The organism is Aerococcus mictus, from assembly GCF_003286595.3.
In the GTDB taxonomy this organism is placed as follows: domain Bacteria; phylum Bacillota; class Bacilli; order Lactobacillales; family Aerococcaceae; genus Aerococcus; species Aerococcus mictus.
The window spans coordinates 133,889-155,326 of the sequence record NZ_CP132985.1 but is presented as its reverse complement, the minus strand read 5'-3'; the positions used below and the strand labels follow the sequence as shown (position 1 = coordinate 155,326).

22 protein-coding genes and 3 pseudogenes are annotated in these 21,438 nt (G+C 34.4%); 5 read left to right on the top strand and 20 right to left on the bottom strand.

Going from position 1 to position 21,438, the window contains the following annotated elements; all coding sequences use genetic code 11:
* Positions 1 to 8 precede the first annotated feature (8 nt).
* The 6 genes from abc-f to DBT49_RS00660 form a co-directional block, all read right to left on the bottom strand.
* Complete coding sequence (gene abc-f, locus DBT49_RS00685) at positions 9 to 1,550, bottom strand: ribosomal protection-like ABC-F family protein (protein ID WP_070559637.1); 1,542 nt, start codon at positions 1,548 to 1,550, stop codon at positions 9 to 11.
* Positions 1,551 to 1,955: 405 nt separating this feature from the next.
* A complete protein-coding gene (locus DBT49_RS00680; RefSeq protein WP_070559638.1) occupies positions 1,956 to 2,834 on the bottom strand; it encodes an SAM hydrolase/SAM-dependent halogenase family protein in 879 nt (292 codons plus the stop codon).
* Positions 2,835 to 2,837: 3 nt separating this feature from the next.
* Positions 2,838 to 3,686, bottom strand: a complete 849-nt coding sequence (locus tag DBT49_RS00675) for an SAM hydrolase/SAM-dependent halogenase family protein (protein WP_070559639.1) — start codon at positions 3,684 to 3,686, stop codon at positions 2,838 to 2,840.
* 81 nt (positions 3,687 to 3,767) lie between these two features.
* Positions 3,768 to 4,610: an energy-coupling factor transporter transmembrane component T family protein gene (locus DBT49_RS00670; RefSeq protein WP_070559640.1), complete on the bottom strand. Its 843-nt coding sequence runs from the start codon at positions 4,608 to 4,610 to the stop codon at positions 3,768 to 3,770.
* Entirely contained in the window at positions 4,611 to 6,341 is a 1,731-nt protein-coding gene (locus DBT49_RS00665; RefSeq protein ID WP_070559641.1) for an ABC transporter ATP-binding protein, read from the bottom strand.
* Positions 6,341 to 6,895, bottom strand: coding sequence for an ECF-type riboflavin transporter substrate-binding protein (locus tag DBT49_RS00660; protein WP_070559642.1), 555 nt, complete (start codon positions 6,893 to 6,895; stop codon positions 6,341 to 6,343). Before DBT49_RS00660 ends, DBT49_RS00665 begins: the two co-directional genes overlap by 1 nt.
* 430 nt (positions 6,896 to 7,325) lie before the next feature.
* Here DBT49_RS00660 and DBT49_RS00655 point away from each other — a divergent pair, with 430 nt between their 5' ends.
* Both DBT49_RS00655 and DBT49_RS00650 read left to right on the top strand, forming a co-directional pair.
* Positions 7,326 to 7,592 carry a type II toxin-antitoxin system prevent-host-death family antitoxin gene (locus DBT49_RS00655; protein ID WP_070559643.1) on the top strand — a complete coding sequence of 89 codons (267 nt, stop codon included), beginning with the start codon at positions 7,326 to 7,328 and terminating at the stop codon, positions 7,590 to 7,592.
* Positions 7,585 to 7,899, top strand: coding sequence for a type II toxin-antitoxin system RelE/ParE family toxin (locus tag DBT49_RS00650; RefSeq protein WP_064293314.1), 315 nt, complete (start codon positions 7,585 to 7,587; stop codon positions 7,897 to 7,899). The genes DBT49_RS00655 and DBT49_RS00650 overlap by 8 nt, the downstream gene beginning before the upstream one ends.
* 109 nt (positions 7,900 to 8,008) lie before the next feature.
* Here the strand turns inward: DBT49_RS00650 and DBT49_RS00645 are convergent, their stop codons facing one another.
* From DBT49_RS00645 to DBT49_RS00630, 4 genes are all read right to left on the bottom strand, one after another.
* The gene (locus DBT49_RS00645; protein ID WP_101560493.1) at positions 8,009 to 8,518 is read right to left on the bottom strand and encodes an RDD family protein; all 510 of its coding nucleotides are present in this window, start codon (positions 8,516 to 8,518) and stop codon (positions 8,009 to 8,011) included.
* 50 nt (positions 8,519 to 8,568) lie between these two features.
* Positions 8,569 to 8,784, bottom strand: coding sequence for a hypothetical protein (locus DBT49_RS00640; RefSeq protein WP_070559645.1), 216 nt, complete (start codon positions 8,782 to 8,784; stop codon positions 8,569 to 8,571).
* Between the two features lie 223 nt (positions 8,785 to 9,007).
* Positions 9,008 to 10,681, bottom strand: coding sequence for a recombinase family protein (locus DBT49_RS00635; RefSeq protein ID WP_111872409.1), 1,674 nt, complete (start codon positions 10,679 to 10,681; stop codon positions 9,008 to 9,010).
* Between the two features lie 87 nt (positions 10,682 to 10,768).
* Entirely contained in the window at positions 10,769 to 10,933 is a 165-nt protein-coding gene (locus tag DBT49_RS00630; protein WP_258451591.1) for a cobalt ABC transporter, read from the bottom strand.
* 137 nt (positions 10,934 to 11,070) lie between these two features.
* On the opposite strand from DBT49_RS00630, the gene DBT49_RS00625 reads away from it, so the two are divergent.
* Positions 11,071 to 11,667 (top strand): hypothetical protein, encoded by a 597-nt coding sequence (locus DBT49_RS00625; RefSeq protein WP_073997693.1) that lies wholly within the window; start codon positions 11,071 to 11,073, stop codon positions 11,665 to 11,667.
* A 47-nt stretch (positions 11,668 to 11,714) separates the two neighbouring features.
* Here DBT49_RS00625 and DBT49_RS00620 read toward each other — a convergent pair whose 3' ends face one another.
* Both DBT49_RS00620 and DBT49_RS00615 read right to left on the bottom strand, forming a co-directional pair.
* Complete coding sequence (locus tag DBT49_RS00620; protein WP_111872411.1) at positions 11,715 to 12,089, bottom strand: hypothetical protein; 375 nt, start codon at positions 12,087 to 12,089, stop codon at positions 11,715 to 11,717.
* A gap of 222 nt (positions 12,090 to 12,311) precedes the next feature.
* Positions 12,312 to 13,466: a hypothetical protein gene (locus DBT49_RS00615; protein WP_111872412.1), complete on the bottom strand. Its 1,155-nt coding sequence runs from the start codon at positions 13,464 to 13,466 to the stop codon at positions 12,312 to 12,314.
* Between the two features lie 594 nt (positions 13,467 to 14,060).
* Between DBT49_RS00615 and DBT49_RS00610 the strand changes: the two genes are divergently transcribed.
* Both DBT49_RS00610 and DBT49_RS00605 read left to right on the top strand, forming a co-directional pair.
* On the top strand, positions 14,061 to 15,041 hold the full coding sequence (locus tag DBT49_RS00610; RefSeq protein ID WP_111872413.1) for a site-specific integrase: 981 nt from the start codon (positions 14,061 to 14,063) through the stop codon (positions 15,039 to 15,041).
* A 162-nt stretch (positions 15,042 to 15,203) separates the two neighbouring features.
* Positions 15,204 to 15,440: pseudogene (locus tag DBT49_RS00605) on the top strand (hypothetical protein); the annotation flags it as partial.
* Between the two features lie 73 nt (positions 15,441 to 15,513).
* On the opposite strand, the gene DBT49_RS00600 reads toward DBT49_RS00605, so the two are convergent.
* From DBT49_RS00600 to DBT49_RS00570, 8 genes and pseudogenes are all read right to left on the bottom strand, one after another.
* Positions 15,514 to 15,843: a hypothetical protein gene (locus tag DBT49_RS00600; protein ID WP_000359188.1), complete on the bottom strand. Its 330-nt coding sequence runs from the start codon at positions 15,841 to 15,843 to the stop codon at positions 15,514 to 15,516.
* Between the two features lie 648 nt (positions 15,844 to 16,491).
* Entirely contained in the window at positions 16,492 to 16,875 is a 384-nt protein-coding gene (locus tag DBT49_RS00595) for a hypothetical protein (protein WP_001027813.1), read from the bottom strand.
* A 15-nt stretch (positions 16,876 to 16,890) separates the two neighbouring features.
* Positions 16,891 to 17,580 carry a hypothetical protein gene (locus DBT49_RS00590; RefSeq protein WP_111872440.1) on the bottom strand — a complete coding sequence of 230 codons (690 nt, stop codon included), beginning with the start codon at positions 17,578 to 17,580 and terminating at the stop codon, positions 16,891 to 16,893.
* A 424-nt stretch (positions 17,581 to 18,004) separates the two neighbouring features.
* Positions 18,005 to 18,736, bottom strand: a complete 732-nt coding sequence (gene erm(A), locus DBT49_RS00585; protein ID WP_000810833.1) for a 23S rRNA (adenine(2058)-N(6))-methyltransferase Erm(A) — start codon at positions 18,734 to 18,736, stop codon at positions 18,005 to 18,007.
* Between the two features lie 57 nt (positions 18,737 to 18,793).
* Entirely contained in the window at positions 18,794 to 18,847 is a 54-nt protein-coding gene (locus tag DBT49_RS09735; protein WP_223839720.1) for an erythromycin resistance leader peptide, read from the bottom strand.
* Positions 18,848 to 19,323: 476 nt separating this feature from the next.
* The gene (locus tag DBT49_RS00580) at positions 19,324 to 19,818 is read right to left on the bottom strand and encodes a Csac_0668 family 2Fe-2S cluster-binding (seleno)protein (protein ID WP_002846217.1); all 495 of its coding nucleotides are present in this window, start codon (positions 19,816 to 19,818) and stop codon (positions 19,324 to 19,326) included.
* Positions 19,819 to 20,201: 383 nt separating this feature from the next.
* A pseudogene (locus DBT49_RS00575) lies at positions 20,202 to 21,151 on the bottom strand (IS3 family transposase); the annotation flags it as partial.
* A 12-nt stretch (positions 21,152 to 21,163) separates the two neighbouring features.
* Positions 21,164 to 21,274 (bottom strand): annotated as a pseudogene (locus DBT49_RS00570) (type I restriction-modification system subunit M N-terminal domain-containing protein); the annotation flags it as partial.
* Positions 21,275 to 21,438 lie beyond the last annotated feature (164 nt).

Sequence of the window (21,438 nt, the reverse complement as noted above, 5' to 3'; positions counted from 1 at the left end):
CCTATAGCTTATTTCATCTTATGTTTTTCTTTTAATAGCCTAATCTTATTTTGGACTTCTCTGACCTCCTCTAGACCTACCCTTTTATCAGCAATCATCTGATTAAGGCGAAAATCTAAACGGCTAATTTCTTTTTCTACTTGATCCTGATTATCTTTCTGATAGGAAGGACTTAGTAGCTTTTTGTTTTTAATGAGATATTGTTTATCCACGCAATGATTGACGAATTCCTGGTCGTGAGAAACCAATAGAATAGCAGCAGGATGACTCCTGATAAAGCCCTCAACTTTTTCAAGGGTTTGGATATCTAAATAATTAGTCGGTTCATCTAATAGCAAGAGATGGTAGTCTCCTAATAATAATTTAGCGAAAGCCAAGCGAACGCGCTCACCTCCCGATAGGCAATTGGCCTTATCCGTCACTTTGTTTTGATCAAAGCCCAGAGAAGCCAGAACCTGATGAATCAAGTCATCCGACTGTAAACTTTCTTCACTAACATTTTCTAGAATACTTTTATTCAAGTGGAGCTGATCAAAATTTTGCCTAAAATAGCCAATATTTAAATCAGCCATATAATATCCGGGGAGCTGACGATGGAATAACTGGCTAAGAAAAGTAGTTTTTCCTGCTTGGTTGCGTCCCTGAATAGCCACTTTAGCTCCTGCCTGCAATTTAAATTCTGGGAATGTAAATAATAAACGTCCATCGACATGAACCTCTCCTGCTTCTAATCGGAGCAAGCTCTGTCCAGCTTTAACCGCTAAATTACCAACAGCTTTAAAGCGATACTGCCGTTCTTTCTTGGGAGGATCGACTGGGTCAATTTGGTCAATTCTTCTTTGCAAGGCCTTAGCTGATCTGGCTAGACCTTTCTGCTGACCATCATACTTTCCCGCGTAGCCACTCACTTTATAATCTGAACGAGAAAGGCTCTTTTTCTTCTTTTTAAAATTTTGCGCCCGCAGATTTCTTTCTTGGACCTCTTTCTCTAATTGATGCACTTTCTTTTGATAATTTTTATAAGCGGTTTCCTGTCCTTGAACGGCCTTTGTCTTAGCTGTCTGATAGTCGTCATAGTTACCGACATACTTAGTTAGTTTACCTTGGTCGAGCTCCCAAATCTGGTTCACTACTTGATTTAATAATCGACGATCATGAGAAACCATCAGGATAGTGCCCGAGTATTTTCCCAAAGTTTGAGTTAACCAATCAATATTTGTAACATCCAAATTTGAGGTCGGTTCATCAAGAATGAGTAATTCTGCCCCTTGGTTAAAGACTTCCTCCAATAATCTTCTCTCTTGCTCTCCCCCAGATTCCACAGTCGTTTTTTTGAGTTGAGGGAGATAGGCATAACTTGGATGAATAAACATTTGGCCGGTATATTCCTGGTCGAGTCCCGCCAGCAGGCGTAATAATGTTGATTTCCCCACGCCATTCTTACCGATAAGGCCGATCTTATCTCCCTGATTAGCTATTAGCTGGTCAATTTGAAATAATTGACGATCTGCAACGATCTTCGAAACATGCAATAATTTTATCATTTCCATCTTTAGCTCTCCTTTAAGTTCAGTACTGCGATCATCAATGAATCTGAGCTAAAAATGTGTACACAAAAAGACATGATAATACACCAAGTGTCTGAGTGCATACTTATCCCCTTAAATGATGGGAAAAATATTAGCTCAGATGCTTAGATTAAAATTACCATGTCCTTTTTTCCTCGACTTTCTTAAGTTAAGTCTATTATAGCAAATCATTCTATACAGAAAACAATTTTATTCATTTTTATCTTTCTTTTCAATGAAGCGATTTGTTTCAACGCTGGCTAACTGCTACAAAGATCAACCGATTTATCCTTTTTCGTCAAAAAGAAAGAAGCCCCATTGCTGGGGCTTCTTTCCATTCATAATACTCGTGGATTGATTTAAGATTACACAATCAACTATCAAAAACTAGTTACTTTTTTGAAAACTGACTTGCCAATCGGACCCGTAACCGACCTTGTAGGCTTGGGCAAAGCTGTTCTGGTTGAGGGCCACTGCCAAATTCTTCAGCGAGTTACAGTAAATCAATGCCCGACTCTGAGGCACGGATTGGAAAGACTGAACCACGGGTACGACGTCGTCATAGACCGTTTGCCCTTGGTGGTTGATCTTGAGATGGAGTTGGTCTCCTGTATTCACCGCTAAGTCTTGCAAGGAGTCGTAAGGAATATTAGTCCAGAGCGAGCCAAAACGTTCATCATGAATGGCAACGTGACCGCTAAGAAGCCCCTCCTCAGAATTAACCTGGAAGTCATCAATCTCGTAGAGCTTAAGCTCGCTGATATCAAGTTCTTCGCCCACCTCACTCAAGTCCAGCTGCCCACTGGCTAAGCGAGCTGCCGTATAAGCATACAAGTCACGACCATAGAAGGTATAAGACTGGTTAGTCGAGGGTAACAAGTTTTTCTCCTTGTCAATTTCCCAGACCGCCTGGATTCCCACATACTTGGCTAGGAAGGACAGAGTGCCATTATTAGGGGTGACGATATAGTGGCCACTGTCTAATAAGGCAATGACTGACTTTTGCTTGTAGCCCACACCAGGGTCCACAATCGATACGAAGATGGTTCCCTCAGGCCAGTAGAAATAGGTCTGATAGAGCCGATAGCCAGCCAAATAAATATCATAAGGGGGAATATTATGGGTTAAGTGATGGATGCTCAAGCTCTCATCCACTGTCACCACCACTCCTGTCATGGCCGATACCGCCCCATCATTCAGTCCAAAGTCACTTTGAAACACTAATTGCTGACGAAAAGCCGGTAATTTACTGAAATCAACAACCATTCTCTATTCCTCCTCACTCAATACTACTTCAACACTGACACCAACCCCATAAGGCAGGTCATATTTAGAGATAAAACTGCCTTGGTTAATGGCTAGACTCAAGTTAGCAAATTCATTCTGGTAAATGGTTAATTCACCTAGACTCACCTCGCCAAAAGTCTTATGAATTTGAATCGGCTCATCGAAGACTACTTCTCCACTAGCCGAACGAACAATGACCCAAACTGACTTCCCGGCTTGATCTTTTAACCAAGCAAAGGGAATATTGGTCCAATAATTACCAAAGTTAGGATCAATAATTTCACCCATGCCTGTCAAACGGTTCTTTCCTTGCACCGGTTCGATCAAATCGAAAGTGACAATCTCATCTACTGTGTATTCCGTCCCAAAATCTTCAAAGGCAACTTGCCCGCTAGCGAGCTGGGCGGCACAATAAGCAAAGACATCACGGCCATGAAAGACCGAGATTCCTTCCGTCCCCTGGCCTTTGAGACGGTGACGGTCAATATCTATCTCAACCACCCGTTCAATGCCAAAGTGCTCAGCAACATGGGTCAAACTCCCGTTATCAGGGGTCACAATGGTGTAGCCGTTTTTGGTCTGGGCAATACAAGCTCTCCGACTCGTGCCCACGCCCGGGTCAATGACCGAGACGAAAATGGTGCCCTTAGGCCAAAACTGCATGGGTTGGTAGAGTCGGAAAGAACCGCTCCAGATATCATAGTTAGGAATCTCATGAGTCCCAGTAATAATTTCTAAGTCGCGGTCGACTGACTTGACCACACCATACATGGCGCTAACAGCAGCCTCTTTATAGGTAAAATCGGTCTGAAATACTAAAATAGGTTTCACTATGTTAATGGTCTCCCTTCTATCATGGCGTCCAATCACTGTGAATAGTGAATACAAGCCGCCTGACTAGTCATCGCTTAGCTAAATGACCCACAATTCGTGCACTCTTCCTGTCAGCCGTAACCACATATAAATAACAAAGATTCCCCCTTGAACAATAGCCAAGAGTCTCATCTGTTTATCGTGGTCACCAGGCTCAAGGTCGCCGTAATAAGTCCGTTTTTTCCCTTGTCCATAGCCCCTCAGATCCATAGCACTGGAAATAGTTTCCACCTGGTCAAAGGAGACAATAATTAAGGGCAAAAGAATGGCGGTATTAGCCTTGAGTCGTTTGAAGAGGCCGGCCCGCCTAGGATTGAGCTCCAAGCCCCGCATCTGCATGGATTCCTTGATCGCCGTAAAATCACGGAAGATATCAGGCATATATCTCAGCCCCAAGGAAAACATGGTGCCAATTTGGTAAGGCACGCCCATGGCATACAAACCACTCGCTAACTGGGTAGGGGTAATAGTTAGGATAAAGCACAAACTGATAATCAAACTACCGATCATCTTCATAATTCTGGCAAAGAAATAAACTAGGGTCTCATAAGTAACGACAAAGTAATCATTAAAGCGATACAAGACCGTTACCTGTCCCGCCAACTCGGTCCCGGTTAAGGGATTAGCCAGATAGTATAGCAAGACATTAATCAGGTTCATAATTAACATAAAACGAAAGATAAACTTCAACGCTCGACTTTCCCGATAAACCTGCTTAAAAATCCAAGTATGAATCAGAAAGAGGGGGAGAATAATCCGTAGGTCAAAAGAGACCATCATTAGGGCAAGCGCAGTCACAAAGACCCATAGCTTGGTTGAACCCGCCAAGCGGTCAAAGTAACCATCGCCAATTTCATAACGGATAATCAATTGATCCTGCATCTACTTCCCCTCCCTTTCGCTTTTGATGAAGGCTTGGACAAAGTCAGCCACCGGTAAATTCAGACGGTGGGCAAATTCAAAAATGGATGTTTTCTTCAAGGAAGCCCGCTGAACCAATTGGTCATCCGCTAAAATGTCAAAAATCGGCCGGTCAGCAATTAAATGCCCGTCCTCAATCACCAGCCCCCGGTCGGTATATTCCAAAGCCAGATGCATATCATGGGTGATAAAGATCATGGTCATTTGATAGGTCTGGTTCAAGTCATCAATAAACTCCATGATTTCGCGGTAATGGGCATAGTCTTGTCCAGCAGTTGGCTCGTCTAGGATAATGCAGGTAGGCTCTAAGGCAAGCACAATGGCTACTGATAAGCGCTTCTTCTGCCCGTAACTTAGGGCTGAAATTGGCCAGTTCCGCTTCGCATAGAGTCCAGTGACTTGGAGGACTTGCTGGACCCGCGAATCGATTTCAGCCTGATCAACTTGACGGTATTCCAATCCTAAGGCGATCTCCCGGTAGACTGAATCCGTCACTAGCATTTGATTAGGATTTTGCATGACATAACCAATCAGTTGGGCAATTTCTTGGATAGTAACCGGGTTGCCTAGGCGCTCGATCTTACCCGACTGCGGCTTTAAGACGCCGGTTAAGAGCTTGGCCAAGGTAGACTTCCCTGATCCATTCTCACCCACAATGGCGATCCGTTCTCCCTGTCTAATGCTTAGCTTGGGGATTTGAATGAGCGGCTGCTTGGGATCATAGCCAAAGCGTAAGTCTTCTAGACGGATAATGACCTGATCAGGCTCACTTTGCGGATCCTGATCACTTGCCTCAGATTCTTTAGAAGCGGTGTTCTCGCCAGCTAGCCAAGATTGTTTGCCTTGATAGGCAGAGAGATCAAGTGTATCTAACTGGGTCAAGCCTTCCTCTTGCTTCAAGCCCCCGTACATATTCTTCAAGGCACTAATATAAAGCGGCTCACGGATGCCATATTGAATCAAGAGATCAGAAGCAATCAGTTCATCTGGCGTCATCACGGTCACAATCCGCCCTTGGTCTAACAAGACCACCCGATCAATGGGACGGTGGAGGACATCTTCGAAGCGGTGTTCGATGATGATCACGGTCTTCTCATCCTCTTTATTCAAGGAATCGATGAGTTCAACCATGGATAGGCCCATCTGGGGATCTAAGGCGGCTAGAGGTTCATCAAAGAGTAAAATCTGGTTTTTCTCCCCGAGAATCCCGGCCACAGAAACTTTTTGCTTCTGTCCGCCTGATAAGGAATAAGGTAGCGACTGTAACTGGTCAACCACCCCGACTCGCCTGGCGACTTTGTCAACAAAAGTTCTCATCACAGACCTGGGCGTATTACGGTTCTCCAGGGCAAAGGCAATATCTTCAGCCACGTTAATCCCCACAAATTGGGCATCACTATCCTGCAAAACAGAGCCGACTTCTTGGGACAAATCAAAAACCGACGAAGACCCCACCGCGTGTCCAGCCACAGTAGCTGTTCCAGTGATGGTCCCGTCAAACTGGTTAGGAATCAGTCCATTGATGCACTGTCCCAGGGTTGATTTCCCACTCCCGCTGGCTCCTAAAATCAGAATCTTTTCGCCGGGATAAATTTCCAAGTTAATGTCTTTAAGGGCTGGTTCTTTGGCGGAGGCGTAGGTAAAAGAAAAATCTTTGAATTGAATGATTGGTGAAAGGCTAGTGTGCTTCATTAGTCCTCATCCACCAAATTAGTTGACCCCCGATACCGTTTAGCTAGAGTAAAGAGCAATGGAATCCCAACGACAAGGACGACGATGGAATTGGTTAAAACAGCCACTTGGGCTTGAGTGATGGTAATCGCTAACTCACCACCGTAGAAGACTTTAGTCAAGAGTGGGGTGATCAAACCAAAAGAAAGTTCTAAGCCAACCACCGATACCAAGGCATAAATCACTGCGTGCTTAGCTGTAAAGATGCCCCGCCGGATATCTGCTCCATAAAGGCTTAAAGCACCGATAAAGAAACAAGCAAACATATTGCCCACGGTCCAATCTAGCCAGAAACCACTGCCGCCTAAGGCATCTGCAAAGACGTTTCCGATCAAACCAACTAAGGCTGCTTGAACCGGTCCAAAGAGGGCGCCAACGACGATAGGAACGATATAAGCCGTGGATAACTTGGTATTGGTAAAAACCGGAATCCCTCCATAAGTCATCAAAATCCCAAATAGGGCTGCTCCAATAGCGACTGCAACAATGTTTCGTGTGGTAAAATGTTTATTCATCTTTTTTCCTCCTTTACTTAAATCTAATATCAATAGTATTTAAGTTCTTTATGATTAAGTTATTCTATCATGGGACTTTTAAAAATGAATTATCATTTACCGATCAAGCGTGTACATTAAATAAGGATGTGAGGAAGGATCAGGGAGGGAGATTCCTTGGAGGAAAAGATGATAAGATCAACTTGTTGATCGTTCAGCTTTTCTGAAAGGACATCCCCTCACCCTTCCGAACTCAACTTGAGAGTGTAACAAGCGCTCAAAAAAAGCCCCATTGCTGGAGCTTCTTGCTAGTTTATTATTTCAATTTTCATTGATTCATCTATTTTTTCAAGATCTTATTGAAAGTATAGGCAATAAGCTAGGCTAGGAATACCTTTCTTTGCCGATCTAAAGAAATAATGGTATTATTTCTTTATAAGGAGTGATTTAAATGCCTAAGATTCAATCAAGTACAGATTTAAGAAATAACTACAATGATATTTCTAACTTTTGTAACGAAACCAATTCTCCTGTTTTTATCACTAAAAATGGCCGTGGCGATTTAGCTGTGATGAGTATTCAAGCCTACGAACAACTCGTTGGCAAGCATGAACTTTATGCCTTATTAAAAGCCGGAGAGCAAGATGTTGCCGCTGGACGAACAAAACCACTCAAAGACGTCATGAATAATTTAAGAAAAGAGCTGGAACATGAATGATTACGGGATTGAAGTCACTGACTCGGCTCAAGCTGACCTCAAAGAAATCGTTCGCTATATTCAAACTGACTTAACTTCTCCTCACACAGCTGATAAATTTCTTAATGGCATTGAAAAAGCTATGGAACAATTAGCTTTTATGCCTGAAAAATTTCAACTCGTCAGAGATGATTACCTAGCTGGTAAGGGCTATCGTTACACAGGCTATAAAAACTATCTCATTTTCTATATCATTAATAACAGTCAACACACTGTGCTCATTCATCGTATTCTACACGCATCAAGACAATGGGAATATTTAATCTAATGACACTCTCCGAGCGAGAGTGTTTTTTTAATGATTCCTCGCTCTTGGTAAATGGACTGGACTTGTTGTCCTTCCCTAAAATTTTAATGCTTATTTTGCTAACCAATTTCTATTGCTTCTGTACTTGAGTATGCGCCAACAAATCGCCTAAATGTCTTTTATCATTGCGCATAAGCCCCATTAATAATAATAAGACAGCAAATCCGATGCTTACAAAAGACAGCCCCATAGCCCATGTGTCATAGTCAGCATAGATTCCATGAATCGTGCTCATATGGCCTATTTGCCATGGTAAAAATTTGATCACGTTTCTGATAAGGCTTGTTAGAAAAGATTTATCTTTATAAACAAGTTTTAAACCGGCTTTTCGTTTACCCATACTGCCATCTTTTGAATAATCCAAATAAGCAAAAAGCAAAATCATCGGAATAACTGATGTCAATAAAGCAATGACCTGCGCTTGTAACTCATTCATTTTCGGAATCCCTTTAAAAAATAGCCGATAAACTACCAGGCTTATTCCAAATAACAAGGCTAAATACAGAAGGGTAAGTAAATAATCAAGAAACAATTCTTTCATGCGGTTTTTAAGTGGTATTGGATTATTTTTGATAAGCATAATTTCTCTCTTGGGGCTAAACATCTTTTCTTTTTTTAGACTGGTACTTATTATTTTTTCATTAATTGTTCTATATTTTTATTTAGTCTATCAAGTTGTCTCATGATGATATAATTTTGGACAACCAAAGCACTTACACCACCAGAAGCTGCTTCATTTGAGTTGTTCAATAGTACTTTCAAATCATCCTTATTAAGGCCTTCAAGATCAAAATCTTCTACTATTTCTTCATATTTCTTTTCATCATTTTTATCAAACAGTGCCATATATCATACATCCTCCTTTTTTTACTATATCAAAATCAAAGATCTAAATTTTTTAAAAACTATTCACTAGTCGAGCTTTTAGCAGTCTTTGAGAGGGCTTGGCTTCCTTCTTTTTAGTCGACTTCTTGGGAATTTTTGACATGAGTCCTGTTTATTAATCTCTCTTCGCATAGGCCTGTGACATTGACACTCAGCGGTTCACTCTTTCCACATCATTTCATCACTAGTTCCGCGTCAGGCCCACAACCGCTTCGACATTATCTATTTTGTCCAAACTATAATCAAGGTCATGATCTATAAGCGGAAGCTTGAAAACAACCGATTTTATCCAAGTTCCATTTTTAGGTTTTTCGTCATAGATTTGAATTTCTTCTATCAATTCATTAAGTAATCTCTTCTTGTCGATATCTGAAAGGACTGTATAAAGGCTATTAAAATTAACAAGGATTTTATAAATATTATCTGAGGTTATTTTTTCTTCAAGGATCGCCTCTTTCCTTTTTCTGATATCATTTAACTGCATTTCTGCATATTCTAACTGATCATATATTGCATCAAGTCTGAGATTTAAATCAGTATATTTTCTATCATAATGTTTTTCTTCAAAATTTAAAGAGTCTATTTGATTAATTAGTGATGCTTTTGTACCTGTTAATTGCCTAATCTTCGCTAAGTGCTTATTAATAACTTCGTCAATCTCTTTAGTGTCTATTTGAATATTGATTTTTTCTTCAATTTTTTTGGCAAAAGTAGGATTGCTAACTATTTGAGTAATTATTGTTTCTACTTCTTTTTCAATTAATTCAGCCCTAATTTGTTTATTAAAAGTACATGTATGTCCATTCATCATTTGTCGATGTTTGCAACCGTAATAGTAATAATCTTTATAATGCTCTCCTTCTTTGTTTTTATTACGTTTACGGCTTTTGTTTCCATACAAACCAGCACCACAATATGGGCATTTTATTAGATTTGATAAGATATGAACTCTCTCATCTTTTCCTCTATTTATCTTCTCATACTTTTTAGCTTGAGATTTTCTTTTTTCCTGTACTGTATTCCACAACTCATCATCAATTAAAGCTTCATGATTTCCTTGAGCTATAATATAATGATCAGATTTTTCTAATTTAATTTTACCAGTAGTTTTATCTTTAATTGTTTTTCTTCTTCCATATGCAATTTTCCCATTATATACAGGATTATCCAATATTTGTCTTATTAAACTAGCTGAAAAATATGGATTCTTGCCATTTTGTCTTATAGGTTTATTAATACCTAAAGAAACTAAATACTTAGATACTCCATTGGCTCCCATATCTGAATTAGCATATAAATCAAAAATCATCCTTACTGCTTTAGCTTCATCTTCATTAACAACTAATTCTCCATTATCTAATGAATAGCCAATTGGAGCAAAACCACCATTCCATTTTCCTTCTCTTGCCTTTTGTTTCCTTCCTTCCATAGTTTGAGAAAGTATATTTTCACGTTCCATTTCTGCTACTGCCGATAGAATTGTTATAACAAGCTTTCCAGAATCTTTAGAACTATCTAAACTATCATCAACACAAATCAGATTTACATTATGATTTTCCATGACTTGCAATGACTGCAATACATCCGCTGCATTTCTTCCAAATCTAGATAATTTAAAAACCATTACATAATCAACTTTATCTTTTTCAGCTTCTATATCATTAAGCATAGCTATGAATTCATTTCTACCTGAAATAGATGTTCCTGATTTTCCAGCATCTTTATAGGTTTCTATTATTTCTATACCATAAGCTTTTGCATACTGTTTTATTCTTTCTTCCTGAGCATCAAGTGAGTAACCGTCAATTTGCATAGATGTTGACACTCTTGTATATACATACGCCTTTTTATTTTTCATTTTTCCACCTTTAGTTTGGACATATTTTCACGTTATAGTTATACCTATATTTTACATAAATCATAATATAAAAGTCAATACAATAACCTAATCCGATGAATTAATATTATCCTCATTTTTATTTTTTTCTGAACATCTTGGCGGTACTTCCAATTTTTCAAAATCTAACTGATCTGCATACTTTTCTATTAATTCTTGAAGAAGCACAGCCAATGAATCTAATTGATTATTTTTATTTGATATATTATCCAAGTTAAAATCCTCCGATATTTTAATTTCAACTTGTATATGTCAGAAAATACTGCTTAGCCTTTTCCTACACACAGGTTTTTTTATTGAAAAACTTTTAATGCACATAATAAACGATTAATTGAAGAAAGGAGAAAAAAATGAAAAAAGATAGGAAAATCCCATTGTTAAATGAATTTTATTGTCGAGGAAGAATTGTAGGAAAAGGAGGTTTTAAAGAAAGAAATCCATATTTAACAATCTTTATTAAAGGAAAAAAAGAGCCCAATTATATGAAAGTATACTTTGAATCTGTAGATATTCATGATTTTAAAATGAATCAAACTGTTTTTATTACAGGTTTTGTGAAAAGCCCTGTCATTCCTTATTTATATGAAGGTAGGAAAGAACAGTATTTTCTTGGTGAAAAAATAGTCTTAGAGAACACTTTGTTATCGGAAGCCTTTGAAATAGAAAATATAGGTTTTTCTTTTAAAAACCCATTTTCACGAGTTTTTCTTAGCGGTTCTGTCTTAAGCATCAAAGAGTTCAATAATTGGATTACGATTCAAGTGCGAGACTATAGGGAGCAAGTCATTACACTTCAATACTCTAAAAACATGCGTGTAAATGATGTTTCGCTCGAAATAAATGACTTTGTTTTCGTATCGGCAATAGTGGTCTCTTCAAGGAAAAATTATGATGGGATTACAGTTGACTATGAGGATTTAATCGTGGATGATTTAGCTGTGAATTAAAAAATAAAAGCTTGAGGTATAATCTCAAGCTTTTATTCTTACTAAATTTACTTATAATTTTTTTGCCCATCTCTTTGGATTTCATGCACAAAGCTATTCCAGTTATTAAAGAATTTTTCATTAAACAAATGGGACAACTTTATGAAGTTTTTAAAGCCTATACTCTCTAAATCAAGCTCTATATCAAAACTTCCATAAACTTCTGCATAGCATCTTATGGTTACTATCATATCGCTTAAAAAGTACTGAAGTGACTCACCTTCTCTTTCTAGTAAAATATCTCTAACGCCATCTACACAATAAAAGTGTCCTCCAATATCTAACCATCCTTCTCCATTTATAAGAGATCTTTCTATAGTCATGATATCCATGACTATACTTTTAAAAACCTTATCCAAAAATTCTTCTTTTTCTAGTATCATAATAATTTCCTTTCCTAATAAATTTAGATACGTCTTACAGTCGTTATATGTAAGAATTAATATCCAATAACAAACTTGTCGTCATTGAAAATTCTTCCTATTATTATAAGAGATTGCTACTTATCTTTTACACTAACTAAAGAAAGTAATACTTTCTTTAAATTTTGCTACTTACACCAATCAAATATCTATCCTTTTTCACAATACATATCACTTCTATCCTCATTTAATGAGACCCTGAAATTGACTTTTTATACTATAAACTAAATTTTCAACTTTCTCTTTTTTATTTTTAGAATAATAAAGATACGGCTCCTTGCAAAACAGTCTTTTTATATATCCTAAAATGCGCCCTTTGTTTTTATCTTTTAAAAAAACTTCACTAACAATTTCTAACAAATCTTCTGAATCAAAAAGTATTTGATAACCTAATTGTCTTTCTTGAATTAGAATATCGCTAATCATCAAGCTTCCCCACTCTTTTCCCCTTCGATCCTTTTCCCTATATTTTTTAACGGCTTTCACAAGAAGGTCTCTACACATTAATTTTTGCTTTTCATATGGCTTAAAAAGATTTTTTTCTAAATATAAGAATAATTTTTGACGAAACACTCCTTCATTTAAATTAAAAAGATTTGTTCCTTCAAAAACATTTTTAAACTTATCTGTTTTTTTTATTGTATGCTCATATCTATAAATACTCCCATTTAATATCTCTCCATTTTCATCAACGATGACGATTTCTTTATTTTTATGCTTCTTTTTTGTTTCTTTTGATTTATCATAAAATGTAATTTTATGTCGTTGATTTTGTGCTGTTATTGTTTTGGATTCATAGCCGTCTTTCTCTTTATGGTTTTCAATATCTATGCAAATTTTCATATACGGGATAAATCTAAGCAGAGTACGTAATGGGTCTTCAAAATCTTTAGTATTACCTGTCGTCAAATAATTGTAGTTAATTTCACAATAGCTAAAAATGACATTTGATATGTCTATCTCAATTTTATAATCTTCGTATAATATATTTTTAATTTCCACAACCACATCTTTTAATTCTTCTAAAGAAAAATTTTCTATATTTTGTCCTAGAATGTCCGTTGGAGAAAAATCTATTCTTGCATATAAGCCCCAATCTATGTTGTAACTATTCTCTCTACTTATCACTAATCTCCCAATGCCTCTTCTTTCGATGCGAAGAGATTTTAGATTTTTTGAATTATACTTGATTTTCGCTACTCCATATGATTTGTGATGGCAATCCTTTAACATATCAATATCATATTTTATAACTCTTATATTTTTGAACTTTACTCTATCAAAACCAAATCTATTAAAATTTTCATATCTTACTAAGATGTTTTTTCCCATTTTCATAATTCCCCCATATAAAAGAAAGTTTTTATTCTGTCTCTTATATGTAAGAAAAGTTGATGTTTTTATTTTCTACACACAGGATTTTCAATAAATAAAATCTGTTTATACGCTCCATTTATGGACGTATAAACAGATTTATGGTACTTACCAAGGATAAGTTTTTAAACTCTTTTGTTATTAAGGACCCTTTCTGACAAATTATAGATAGAAAATTGATGGCATGGAGAAAACAAAAAAGGAAGTGATAAAAAATGAGGAAACAAAGAAAGGAAGTTGCAAAATATGGAGTAAAGAAAAAATAAAAAAGATTTATAGAGCAAAAATTTTAAGTAGGTAAAAAAATGTATAGTGTAGGAATGCACTTACAAAAGCATTAAATAGCAAGCCAAGCTATCAATCTAAAAATGTGTACTTTAGAGCAAGCCAAGCTCTTTAAAAAATGTGTTTTGTCTTAGATTAGACAACTTAGAAGCTTCTACGGACTCGGTAGTATAAAAAGCTTAGTCTTAACAATTAGAGTAACAAATAAGGCTCTAGAATCGATTTTAAGAGCTTTAATTTTAAAAAGATAGTTATATTTGAAAGGAGCATTCTATGTCTTTTAATATCACACACGAAGCTTTTAACAAAGCATTTGAAATAATAGATAACGAAAAGAAAAAAACTAAAAAATGGGATAAAAGAAAGCAAAAAAACATTTTAAAAAATCAGATTTATGATAGATTAACAAAAATGTTAAATGATGGTATGAGTACATCAAGAAATAACGACAAAAATGATTTATCAACTACAACAAAAAATAAAATTTATAGCGTTACAACCTATAAGACATATAAAAAACAATGTTATAAATTTGCAGAATATTTGAAAGAAAATAATCCTGAAATAAAGAAAATACAACAAGTTAAAACAGAACACGTAAATGAATATCTTAAAAACTTAACAAATCAAGGCTTATCTGCTTACTCAATTAGCACATCTAAATCAGCTGTAGCAAAGGTTTTAAGAACATCATCTACAAACTTTATAGCGACACCTCCAAGGACAAGAAAATCAATTAAAAGAAGTCGATATGAAACTAAAAGAGATAAACACATATCAGAAGAGCTAGAAAGAAAATTTTCTAAAATAACAAGCTCTACAGGATTAAGAAAAAAAGAAATGGAAGCTGTAAGAGGGGTTGATTTAAAAGAAATCAACGGGAAATATTATGTAAAAGTTAGACAAGGAAAAGGTGGGAAAAAACGCTTAACTTTAATCATGGGGAAAGATAAAGAAGAAACAGATGAGATAATAAATATTTTTAAAGAAGCTGGAGAAATTAAAATAGCACCAAAGTTACCTTCTCATTATGATAACCACCATTACAGAGCAGTATACGCCAAGAGAATTTATAATCATTATGCAAGACCAATAGATGAAATACCTGGTGGTTTAATTTCAGAAGGAGGAGAAAGATACATCATGAGAAATGATAGAGCTGGAGAAATATTAGATCGAAAAGCTATGTTAATAACCAGCAAATACTTAGGACATAATCGTATTGATGTAATCGCTCAATCTTATCTGTACTAAAATAAATAGATGTAGATATAAAATCTAGGTTTGGAGAAATTGATTTAAAGCTAGTTATTTTCTTATGATATACAACATCCACTGAATAAATTTTAAAAAATTGAAACTGAAATAAAGATCTTACATCATGAAGTATAAAAATGTAAAAAAACTGAATAAAACCAATTTACAGAGAAGTATTATATCGAACTTTCTATTTATAAAATAGCTACTAATGAAATTTTAGAAATCTATAAAATATTACCAAACATAAAAGAAATATTAATCAGACTCGATAAGTTGCAATAAAAAAGAATACCCTTATGCAAGAGCATTCTTTGAATAAAGAAGAATTTTCTGACCTTTTTCAGTATAGGAAAAACTATGAAAATCACTTATGGGAAGGAAGTGGAGAGATAAAATGCTATAAGCAGATAAACTTATATCTTTTTAAGATTATTTACAAAATTTTACTCTAAGCTTATTATATTACTTAAGGAGATCCTACTAGATGACCTACGAACATTGTTATAGGAAGTAATAAAATCAAAAGGATATTTAATGCCATAAACAACTTATCCTTTTCCTTTACCCCATATACTAAACCTATTAGTCCAATAATTGGCAGAAAAACATTAATGTGAAATTTATAATAATCTTTATGAATTTCATGAGCATCTATATAATTACTTGATTTGATTTTTATTTCACATCCACCATTAAATTTACAAACAACTTCATAAATACCATCACTGGAAAAATTTAATGGATATTCAACATTTTCATCATGATTTATAACTCCAATATATGCCAATTTATCCATTATTATCCACCATAAAATTTACTACTATATCTTTTAAGAGACATTTTAAAAATAAAGAAGGTTAACAAAAACAAAAATGTTCTTGATAGTAGTAGTTTTATATAATCATGTTGTAGTAAACTTAAAACTTTTATAGTCATCGGAAATGTAATATATCCACTATTAACTACTAAAAGTACCATTAATAAAATGTAATAGTTTATATAGTAAACAAATCCTTTTTTAATAGTAATAAAATAGATAGAACTATATAACTTGCAGATAGAATTTCTAAAATTGTTAATACATTAAACTTAATACTAATTAAATACACTTCACCTGTTATAAAATAATTAATTCCTTGAAAAAAAATTTGTCCCAAAATATAAAATATTAATTCAGTCCCCAAAATAATATAAAATATCTTTCTAATATTCTTTTTCTCGTTAATTGAATATATTACCATATAGTCTTTCTGTATACATATAAACTTTTCATTTATTACATTTAATACAAAAATAGGCACCAAGAATATTAAAAATACTTGATGAGTCAAAAGACGAAATAAGGAGTTACTCTAGCACTTTTATTGTTTTTTATTACTTCCATTGCATATTCTTCTCCATCTAGTTCATCTAATTCTTTAGTTGCTACTGCCATTTTCTCAGTTTAATATAGATCCTTGCCTAGCTTATCAAAATCGCTGAAGTTATTTATAAGGCTATAGCAATGCAAGTTGAAACTTAGGCTTACTAAATCTGCCATTGTATTAGGTTCTTCTGTAAAGGTCGCAGCACAAAACTTTTCTATTTCCCTTGGACTGAACCCATCAAATCTTTTCATTAAATAGTTTAGTTCATCTATATTTACATTTTTATCAGCCAGTATATTTGAAAATCTTTCATCCCTACTGCCTTCTATATAACAGTTTGACCTTGTACTCATTTCTATTCCTAATTCATTGCATACCTCTTGTAGTTTATCTTCCTCCATTGGAATCCATATGGTTTTTCTTTTATCATCATCCCTTGATTTTTTAATAGTTATATTCAATCTTTTTCCTCCATTCTATTTATTAATTAAAAATAACTCTGTCCCGTATCTATTGATTAAGGCAGAGTTAATTATTGATTTAAATATATAGTCATCTATTAATTCCCTATCTGCTAGCTCATTGATTCTTATACACTCCTTTCCAGTTGATAGGGTCTTTGCAGTTTGGTATAAAGCATAGCCATTGGTATCTATATCCCGAAGACATATTTGTTTTAAGCCAAACTTAACATTTAAAATATGATTTTCAGAAACCTTCCATAGATTTTCATCGGCAGTAAGTAAAAATAGGATAGCAATAAATCTTGGGGATATATCATGAATATCTAGATCTTGGTTTCGAAGAAAATTATAGAATCTTTCTTTGTGGTTATGATTTAAAAAGATTTCCCCCTTGAAATTATTTGCTAGACTTTCTAATCTTTCCTTTAAATAATAATTATTTATCTTTCCAAAGCACTCTCTGACTAGATCATTATATCTACATCTATCCACATTGATTTTGAAGTTTGAACCAATGTGTCCACACTCCTTACAATCATCATCAACATTAATCACACCAATCTTGCAATCTCCATCACCCCCTTGGCAATTAAAATAATTATTGATGATTATTCCATTTCCTCTTGGCTGGAAATTTGGAACCATAACCATCAATTGCTCTATTCCTTCCAAGGATGTACCATACATAAATAATTTTGACATTGTTCCCAATCCTTTCTTTCTATTTTTAAGCATAAAAAAATGACGAAGTTTATTGGTCTTTAGTTGACCTAAACTTCGCCACCATATTCTCGATATTTAATCTTGATTTATATACAAATAGATGTATTAGAATATCAGATATTCTAATACATCTATTTGCTACATTTCAAATTCCTTTAAATATTATTTCTTCATTAATTAGTTGCACATATACCTACTATATCAATAAATTTTGAGTTATCATTGACTATATTAGTTGCTATTATCAGAATAGTCGTCGATAACTATATTTTCGTGCAAATATGCAAATAAGTAAAATGATAGTTATGTTATATCATAATAATTGAAAATAATAGAATGCATTTTTCAATGTAATAAGATTAAGCGTTCTCTTAAAGTTAGAGAACGCTTAATTATTTTTAATTTATTGAAATAATTTGTAACTATTGAAAACAGACAAAAATTGTTCATTGGATAATTTATCAAGATCAGTAACATTCGCATGCTTCAGCACCTGTCTTAATTGATTTTTAGTAAAAAGAACATGATATTCCCTGTTTACCCATTTATAAACGAAAAATCTATACTTTTTGTAGTCCTTCTTTAAAATAAATGGTTTATGCCTTTCAAGTACAATCAATACAGAATCTACATTAGGCTTAGGGTGAAAATATGCTCGTGGCACTTTTTTAAGAATTTTTATATCCATTTCCACCATTAACAGCAAACCTAAAGCTCGTTGGGTATTTTGCAACCTTTTAGCAAATCCCCTCTCTACAATAAGGTAGCTATATTTCGCTTGACTATCAAAAGCAATCTTTTTTACAATATCAGTACTAATATTGTAGGGAATATTACCAAATATTTTATAGTCTGTATTTTTAGGAAAGCTAAACTTCAAAATATCCTCATGAATAACTTTTATATTCTGAAAAGGTTCAACTGCTTTTTTCGTGGCATGACATAAACCTTCATCAATCTCTATAGCATTCACCCGTTGACTCATTTCCACAAGTTCCTTGGTAAAATGTCCTTTTCCTGACCCAATTTCTATTATTTTATCTTGTTTATTGATATTCGTATATTTTAATATTTCCTTTACATGCTTTTTAGATGTAATGAAATTTTGCGTATTTTTCGGGTTTTTCTGTTTCATTATAACCTTCTCCTTGCCGGTTATAATGAACTAATCTTAAGAGCTCATTATAACCAATTATTTTTGGTTTAGTTGATAATGAAATCTCTCAATAACAAATATAGAAAACATACCCATACCTTTACCTCCTTTAATTTTTTTCATTATAAATGAGATAAAGTAATATCTACTACTGCAATACATGTACACATATTTAACTCCTCCTTATGCAACTGATTATATCACTTTTAATTTCTCTATTCAATAAAGTTCTGTGCTAATCTACCTCACCCTATGGATTTTTAATCCCGAAACATCAAATGTCATCTGTCAAATGCCCTATTTAAAAGGGTCAAAAAACGGTATTTTTTAGCCTGTTTTTGACCCGATTTTCGTACTCAAACCACTACATGTTGTGGTTGACTCCTATTATTCCTTGTCCAAACCACAATACGTCATCAGAATTGCTGCTTCAACGTGTGTCGAGTTGCCTTGATAGCTATCAAAACTGCATTCTCAACCCCTAAGGTTATGGGGAACATATCCACGCTCGTAGATGGAAACATATCAAAGATTGGCTCTCGTTTGTAGGAACATATCGACTGTAATTATTTCATTTTCAAGCCTTTATCGATAGCTTCCTGAATAATCTTATGACAACAAACTCCCAACGGATTGTTTTCTTTACAATTAGAATTTTTCATTGCCCCAGTGATGGCATTTACTTCTTTTACGGATTTCGCGCCATGCTTTACAACTGCTTCAATTACCTGATTTTCTGTGACTTCGCTACAATAACAAGCATACTTAGGATCTGCATCTTTCTTAAACCAGATAGGAACTCTAACTTGGTCTTTCAAGAATTTTATTTCATTATCTAAGTTATAGTAAACAACGTCGCAGTCCTCGTTCATGCAAATCTTATATTGATCTCCGTTAACAGCATTACGATAATCATCTACCACTAGATGTTCAACAGTTACTTTACTAACGGAAATCCCTTCATTATTACATACAGGACAATTGTCTTTAATTTGATCCGGCTTTTCTGTTTTGCATCCACAACAACATTCATTATTAATCTTCATATTCTTAGCCTCCATATTTTCATTATAATTTCTTTTTTAAACTAGGTAAAACCAATTTCATATACTTGTCATTTATTAATAGCGTCAAACATTTTAGCTGGTGTTAATTTACTTAGCTCCCTGTTGTCAGCCAACGCACGTGTAGCTTTTTTGTGTATAAACACATCAGCGTCATGTTACCCATTGCTCGGCATTCTTCTAATGAACCCAAATACATGGAATGGCAACCCTTTTTTAGACAATTTATAACCGAACATTATCAAGCTTGAAAGTTTCTTTAGATTATAAAATATATTCTCAGACAATCAAGGGTAAAGGCTTCGCCCAAATTTCATTGAAATTTGCCCTTGACAGTCTGTTCATATATTTTATTTAATTTATGAAACTTCCAGAGCTTTTTATTCTGCTTTTCTATATTCTACTGGTGTTTTATATCCTAAAGATCCATGAATTCTTAGGTTATTATACCAATATACGTATTCTGCTAATTTTAGATTAAGTTCTTGGAAATTAGTAAAGTTCTCCTGATATATGAATTCTGTCTTCATTACTTTATTGACTGCTTCGCTTACTGCGTTATCATATGGGCTTCCTTTTTTACTTAGCGATCTTTTTATCCCAAATACCTTTAATATTTCTTCTATTTTTATATTTTTAAATTCTCTTCCTCTGTCTGTGTGAAATATTTTTATACGATTTAGTGGCTGCCTTATTGAGTAAAATGCTTCTGCTACTAGATTTGCATCTTTGTTTTTACCTGATGAGTATCCTATTATTTCACGGCTGTTTAAGTCTATTATTAAACATATATAATTCCATGTTTTTCCTACTCTTACATATGTTAGGTCGCTTACTATTGCTTCTAAATAGTCTCTATTGTCAAATTATCTATTTAAAAGGTCAGGGATGTCTTCTTCGTTGCATTTGGATCTTATTACTTTATATTGTGCTACTGTATAGTTTGAGACTAGGCCATTTTTCTTCATTATTCGGCCTATTTTTCTTCTCGATATTTTATATCCAATTTTCCCTAGTTCTTTTTTTATTTTGCGTGTTCCATAGTTGTTTCTACTTCTTCTGAATATTTCTTTTATTTCTTCTATTAGTTTTTCATCTTCATCTAATTTCACATCTTTTTCTTTGTTCAAATGATAATAGACTAAACTTCTTGTGACCCCAAGTAGTCTACACATTGCACTAATGCTATATTTATCTCGGTTCGAGATAATGAGGTCTATTTTTTGCCTAACAGTAATGCAGCTTGCTTTAAAATATCATTCTCCATTTCAACCTGTTTCAATTTTTTACGAAGTCTGATTATCTCTTTTTGCTTCGCATCCACATTATCAAAATGGTTACTCTAAGCAGCACACCAACTATTTATTTTTTGAGTTTTAAACTTTGGTAGAAGTCTTGAACTCTTTATATTTACATAACTATTTGCCTCTATCACTATTATGACACGAAACCCTGCACAATGATCTAAAATTTTCAATTCTAACAAGTCTTTTTCAGTATTTTTAACTTCATAAAAACCTCTTTGGCAATAATGCCTAATTCTTCTTTAGTTGTTAAAATTTTTTATTTTACCATCATCGTTCCCCTGATTTTCAATTAATCTTCTTAGGTTATATA

Bases quoted from the DNA above. Each gene is read 5' to 3' on its own strand.
- abc-f (WP_070559637.1), bottom strand. From the start codon at position 1,550: ATGGAAATGATAAAATTATTGCATGTTTCGAAGATCGTTGCAGATCGT.
- DBT49_RS00680 (WP_070559638.1), bottom strand. From the start codon at position 2,834: ATGGTTGTTGATTTCAGTAAATTACCGGCTTTTCGTCAGCAATTAGTG.
- DBT49_RS00670 (WP_070559640.1), bottom strand. From the start codon at position 4,610: ATGCAGGATCAATTGATTATCCGTTATGAAATTGGCGATGGTTACTTT.
- DBT49_RS00665 (WP_070559641.1), bottom strand. From the start codon at position 6,341: ATGAAGCACACTAGCCTTTCACCAATCATTCAATTCAAAGATTTTTCT.
- DBT49_RS00660 (WP_070559642.1), bottom strand. From the start codon at position 6,895: ATGAATAAACATTTTACCACACGAAACATTGTTGCAGTCGCTATTGGA.
- DBT49_RS00655 (WP_070559643.1), top strand. From the start codon at position 7,326: ATGCCTAAGATTCAATCAAGTACAGATTTAAGAAATAACTACAATGAT.
- DBT49_RS00650 (WP_064293314.1), top strand. From the start codon at position 7,585: ATGAATGATTACGGGATTGAAGTCACTGACTCGGCTCAAGCTGACCTC.
- DBT49_RS00645 (WP_101560493.1), bottom strand. From the start codon at position 8,518: ATGCTTATCAAAAATAATCCAATACCACTTAAAAACCGCATGAAAGAA.
- DBT49_RS00640 (WP_070559645.1), bottom strand. From the start codon at position 8,784: ATGGCACTGTTTGATAAAAATGATGAAAAGAAATATGAAGAAATAGTA.
- DBT49_RS00635 (WP_111872409.1), bottom strand. From the start codon at position 10,681: ATGAAAAATAAAAAGGCGTATGTATATACAAGAGTGTCAACATCTATG.
- DBT49_RS00625 (WP_073997693.1), top strand. From the start codon at position 11,071: ATGAAAAAAGATAGGAAAATCCCATTGTTAAATGAATTTTATTGTCGA.
- DBT49_RS00620 (WP_111872411.1), bottom strand. From the start codon at position 12,089: ATGATACTAGAAAAAGAAGAATTTTTGGATAAGGTTTTTAAAAGTATA.
- DBT49_RS00615 (WP_111872412.1), bottom strand. From the start codon at position 13,466: ATGAAAATGGGAAAAAACATCTTAGTAAGATATGAAAATTTTAATAGA.
- DBT49_RS00610 (WP_111872413.1), top strand. From the start codon at position 14,061: ATGTCTTTTAATATCACACACGAAGCTTTTAACAAAGCATTTGAAATA.
- DBT49_RS00600 (WP_000359188.1), bottom strand. From the start codon at position 15,843: ATGGATAAATTGGCATATATTGGAGTTATAAATCATGATGAAAATGTT.
- DBT49_RS00590 (WP_111872440.1), bottom strand. From the start codon at position 17,580: ATGTCAAAATTATTTATGTATGGTACATCCTTGGAAGGAATAGAGCAA.
- DBT49_RS00580 (WP_002846217.1), bottom strand. From the start codon at position 19,818: ATGGAGGCTAAGAATATGAAGATTAATAATGAATGTTGTTGTGGATGC.